This is a genomic window from Spirochaetota bacterium (genome assembly GCA_040756435.1).
Taxonomy (GTDB): Bacteria; Spirochaetota; UBA4802; order UBA4802; family UB4802; genus UBA4802.
In genome coordinates, this window is record JBFLZD010000106.1 from 1 (window position 1) to 4651 (window position 4651).

The 4651-nt window shown below is 37.7% G+C and carries 5 protein-coding genes; 3 read left to right on the forward strand and 2 right to left on the reverse strand.

Annotated elements, in window-relative coordinates; translation table 11 throughout:
- Together AB1444_16170 and AB1444_16175 are read right to left on the reverse strand one after the other, a co-directional pair.
- On the reverse strand, nt 1-336 hold a 336-nt coding region (locus tag AB1444_16170; GenBank protein MEW6528192.1), incomplete at its 3' end, for a DRTGG domain-containing protein.
- Nucleotides 337-436: 100 nt separating this feature from the next.
- On the reverse strand, nt 437-1048 hold the full coding sequence (locus tag AB1444_16175; protein MEW6528193.1) for a TetR/AcrR family transcriptional regulator: 612 nt from the start codon (nt 1046-1048) through the stop codon (nt 437-439).
- Between the two features lie 296 nt (nt 1049-1344).
- Between AB1444_16175 and AB1444_16180 the strand changes: the two genes are divergently transcribed.
- From AB1444_16180 to AB1444_16190, 3 genes are read left to right on the forward strand one after another with little or no spacing between them, the layout of a single operon-like run.
- The gene (locus tag AB1444_16180; GenBank protein MEW6528194.1) at nt 1345-2682 is read left to right on the forward strand and encodes an MFS transporter; all 1338 of its coding nucleotides are present in this window, start codon (nt 1345-1347) and stop codon (nt 2680-2682) included.
- Nucleotide 2683: 1 nt separating this feature from the next.
- Entirely contained in the window at nt 2684-3649 is a 966-nt protein-coding gene (locus AB1444_16185) for a radical SAM protein (protein MEW6528195.1), read from the forward strand.
- An 18-nt stretch (nt 3650-3667) separates the two neighbouring features.
- On the forward strand, nt 3668-4354 hold the full coding sequence (locus tag AB1444_16190; GenBank protein MEW6528196.1) for a CPBP family intramembrane glutamic endopeptidase: 687 nt from the start codon (nt 3668-3670) through the stop codon (nt 4352-4354).
- Nucleotides 4355-4651 lie beyond the last annotated feature (297 nt).

The window sequence follows — 4651 nt, forward strand, 5'->3', positions numbered from 1 at the left end:
TTTTATCCCTGCACCATATAACCTTCCGCAGGTTTCAAACATTATGCATTTGGTCCTGAGTAATGGTATATTTTTACGCTTTGCAAGCTCTACTGTGTCCATTTGAGGCACCTTGCCCCGTACAAATACCACACCAATAAGGTCAAGGACTTCAACAGTCCTGATAACCTGTGGGTTAGTAAGACCAGTAATAAATAATGCCCTTTCTTTTGCATACGCCAGTACGTCGCTTAAAAGGTCAGATGCAAATGCTGTGTCAACTTCAACACTATTCAGCATTTCTTCGCCAACTATCACATCTGCATTAAGCAATTCCTTGATTTCAGATAGTTTCATAACCTGTTTACATTTTTCCTGTTAAGATGTTGAATATATAACAATATGTACACTTTTTTCATACAATTCTAAATATCACTTTTTAGTCAAGTAATAAATATCAGTTGTTAATCATACCACGGAAATATACAGTAACCGCAGTTAAAATTCCTTTTTCAATATCCAATGAATCATCATTTACCGCCCACTGAAATACCAGTTCTTTGATGGATCCAATTATGCACATTGAAGTAAAAAGCGGATCAATAGAGCTTATTATTCTTCCTTTTTGCTGAGCTTTAGCAATATATTCTGCTGACATTGTAATTATTTTGTTATAAAAATTATTGAGTTTTTGTAATAATATTTTATCAAGCCCAATTGCTTCTTTGAGCATAATGCGGATAAACATTTTAAATCTTCTATCATTAATAAGTTTTTGTGCGATAGTTATATATAATAAACTTATTTCTTCAATTGGTTTATCCATTGAGATATCAAGCACACTTATGACTCTGTACATTTCCTCCAGGTGAGAATCAACAATCATATGCAATAAGTCATCTTTCCCATTAAAATGAAGATAAAAAGTGCCTCTGGCTATTCCAGCCTTTTTTAAGATATCTTCAAGTTTTGTATCGTGGTATCCTTTTTTTGAAAATAACTCCAATGCAATGAGCATTATTTCGGATTGTCGTTTTAACCCATCTTTACGTTTTTTCGTTATTTTCATTGTGTGGCCGGTATTATCTCATTAATTATTGTAATATATTCTACTATTGAATAGATACAATTACCATATGATAAATATCAATAATAATTTTTTATAGTTGTTCATGAATTATTCCTTGAAAAAATATTATACTTTAAAGAAGTTTACGCTATTTAACATTTTATTTATACGTTTGTGATTATGATAATTAGTGATGTAAAATCAGATCGGCATGGTAAAATTATATTTACATTTACAAATATATATGTATAACATCTATTCATACACTAAAAATGTTACCTTACAAGGAACTCACTATGAAACTACGTTCACTGTTTACACCACCGCCACCCAAACCACAACTTCCACCTGAAAAAGTGAAAAAGTTATATCCAAGATTGCGCTGGAATATCCTGGAAGCAACGTTTATTGGATATGCCACATTTTACATTGTTCGCAACAACTTATCCACTGTTGCCAAGGACATGCAGGCAGTTTTTGGCTATGATCATTCGCAAATTGGCAGTATCTTAGCCGTAAGTGCTTTTGCCTATGGTTTGGGTAAATTTTTGCTTGGCTCAGTATCTGATCGAAGTAACGTACGCACTTTTATGCCGTTTGGGCTGGTGCTCACCGCGCTATTAAACTTTGCATTTGGTGCATGCCACAATTACAGTGTACATTTCTGGCTGTGGGCATTAAACGGATTTATTCAGGGTGCTGGTTGGCCTCCGTGCGGAAGAGCAATTGGCCACTGGTTCAGCGTCAGTGAACGTGGCACCATCTTCTCAATCTGGAATATAGCACACAACATTGGTGGTGGTATTGCAGGAGTACTGGCTGCATACGCTGCAAGTCATTTTGGCTTGCAAAATGCTTTTTTTGTTCCAGGAACTATCGCCATTATATGTGCCGTATATTTACTGTGGCGGCTGCGCGATACACCACAATCAGTGGGATTACCACCCATTGAAGAATACCGCAATGATTATCCCCCCCAAGCACCACTGCATTGTGAGGTAGAGCTTTCAACTAAAGTGCTCTTTGTGGATTTCATACTAAAAAATAAACTTTTATGGGTAGTAGCTATTGCAAACTTTTTTGTTTACATAGCCCGCTATAGTATGCTTGACTGGGGCCCAATGTTTTTGCGCGAGGTCAAAGGCGCAGATATCACCTCGGGCGGATTCAGCGTCATGATACTGGAGTTTGCTGGTATCCCATCAACCATACTGTTTGGCTGGATTTCGGACAAGCTGCAGGGGCGCCGCGGTATGGTAAGTTTACTTTGCATGATTCCTGTGGTCCTTGCATTTTATGCTATCGTGGTATACCCACATACCAGCAAGTGGTTTTATTATGCAATGTTTTCGGTGATTGGTTTTTTTGTGTATCCCCCCGTGATGATGCTTGGTGTTATGGGGCTTGATCTTACCAACAAAAAAGCTGTAGGCACAGCAGCAGGTTTTATTGGCATGTTTGGCTATTTAGGACGAACAGCTCAGGCAAAAGGTTTTGGCGTCATCCTTGATCACTTCAGTGCAACTCTTGATATAGTCAGCCGCTGGAACATTGTGCTGTATACTATTGTTGCTTGCACAGTGCTTTCAATTGTACTGTTAGCATTTACATGGAAGGTTAAGCCACGAGGATAACATGTCGTTATCTATTCCCCATCTTGTGTCTGGTGGCGTCATTACCAACTATTCATGTTCATCGCGTTGCAGGCATTGTCTGTATGGCTGCTCTCCACAGCGTGATAAAACATACATACACACCAATACGCTTCACTCTGTGTGTGCTGTTTTACTGAAAAACGGTTGTACCAGTATTCACGTTGGTGGGGGTGAACCGTTTTTACAGGTTGATAAGCTTCTTGAAGCCATTGATATCATAACAAGCTATGGCATAGATATTGAATACATTGAAACCAATGCATCGTGGTATAATCCTAATAAACGAGATATTCTGCAACAGTTGAAACACCATGGTGTTCATACTCTGCTCATTTCCATAAGCCCGTTTCACAACGAGTTTGTACCATTTGAAAAAACAAAAGCACTGATAGCTGCATGCAGCGCTACTGGCATCCATGTCTTCCCGTGGGTAATGGATTTTTACGGGGATTTATCGGTGTTCGATAGTTCCCGTACTCACTCTCTTGAAGAATATGAATCATATTTTGGCAAAGGATATGTTGCATCAATCCCTCACAGGTACTGGATTCACTATGGTGGCAGAGCAGTTAAGCTTTTCAAAAGTTACTATCGCACAAAACCCATTGAAGAAATACTTGCAAGCCCACCATGCCATGAGCTTACCAATACAAGCCACTTTCATTTTGATGTTTATGGCAACTATATTCCAGGGCTTTGTAGTGGGCTTGCAATACAAGCGGACGATATTGGGAAAGAAATTGACACCACCTACCCTTTCATTACAACATTGTACTATGATGGTATTGCTGGTTTATATAGATTAGCACAGCAGGAAGGTTTTGTTGCTGACGAAAGTTATTTGAACAAATGCGATTTGTGCTTGCATATTCGCTCATTTTTTGTTATACAGAAGAAGATGGAATCACCTGAATTGCAGCCTGTTGAGTTTTATTATAACCTATAATTATCAAGGAACCCAATCATGAAAATAACAACTGTTATTATACGCTTACTCGTGCTGGCATCTCCACTTTTGCTCAACGACCTGTACCTGCCGCTTGTACCAAAAGATGCAACAAAACTCAACCTTGTGATTGATGTGCTGATATACATTGGCTGGCAAAGTACACTTTTGTATGTGACCTATGAGGCAGGATGGTTTTCGTGGAGCAGTTTAGGAATTAATCTAAAACAGGTTAAGCAGTGGTTGTGGGGTGTTGTGCTTTTTACTTTTGTGTTTGTTGTCTACACTGGTATTACCATTGCATTTATATATGCACAAAAACACCATGGCATATCTATTCCCTCTTTCTGGTACTTTCCGCTTCCACAGTGGAAACCATTCTATGTATTTTTATATGTGTTGTATCTTTCAATAACTGCTGGCATCTATGAAGAAATAATTTACCGCGGCATTGCCATACACCTGCTTAAAACACTTACGTCAAATACATTTGTCCTTGTAATATCATCAACGCTTTTGTTTGTTGCCATTCACTGGTCAATGGGACCTGGCACCTGGATGGAAGCAGCTCTTTGGGGAGCGTTATGGGCTTACCTGTATATAAAAACACATTCGCTTTTGCCAATCATGATAGCACACTTTTTATATGATGTTGCATCTATATATGGATTACATGAGGCGATAGCTCATAGTATGGGCTTTTAAACAACCTATTCTTAATTTTGCAATTAATTTACAAACCAAAAGAAGCACAGTGGTTTTTATGCCTGCCTGCCAATATTGTACAATTAACTAAAAAAAAGCTTGCTATATTTTTAAAAGCACAAAATTTTTCATTAATTATTCCTATAATATGGAAATTTGAACAAAATAAAAAAATAGGGGCCGTCTCAAAACAAACTATGGGACGGCCTTTTTTTTTATTTTAAGTACTTGATACTGAAAAAAATTAAAAAATCCCATTTACTACTCATTTTCATGCAGGAATTTTCATCATATTAT

Coding starts and splice junctions, on each gene's coding strand:
- AB1444_16175 (MEW6528193.1), bottom strand. CDS start 1,048: ATGAAAATAACGAAAAAACGTAAAGATGGGTTAAAACGACAATCCGAA.
- AB1444_16185 (MEW6528195.1), top strand. CDS start 2,684: ATGTCGTTATCTATTCCCCATCTTGTGTCTGGTGGCGTCATTACCAAC.
- AB1444_16180 (MEW6528194.1), top strand. CDS start 1,345: ATGAAACTACGTTCACTGTTTACACCACCGCCACCCAAACCACAACTT.
- AB1444_16190 (MEW6528196.1), top strand. CDS start 3,668: ATGAAAATAACAACTGTTATTATACGCTTACTCGTGCTGGCATCTCCA.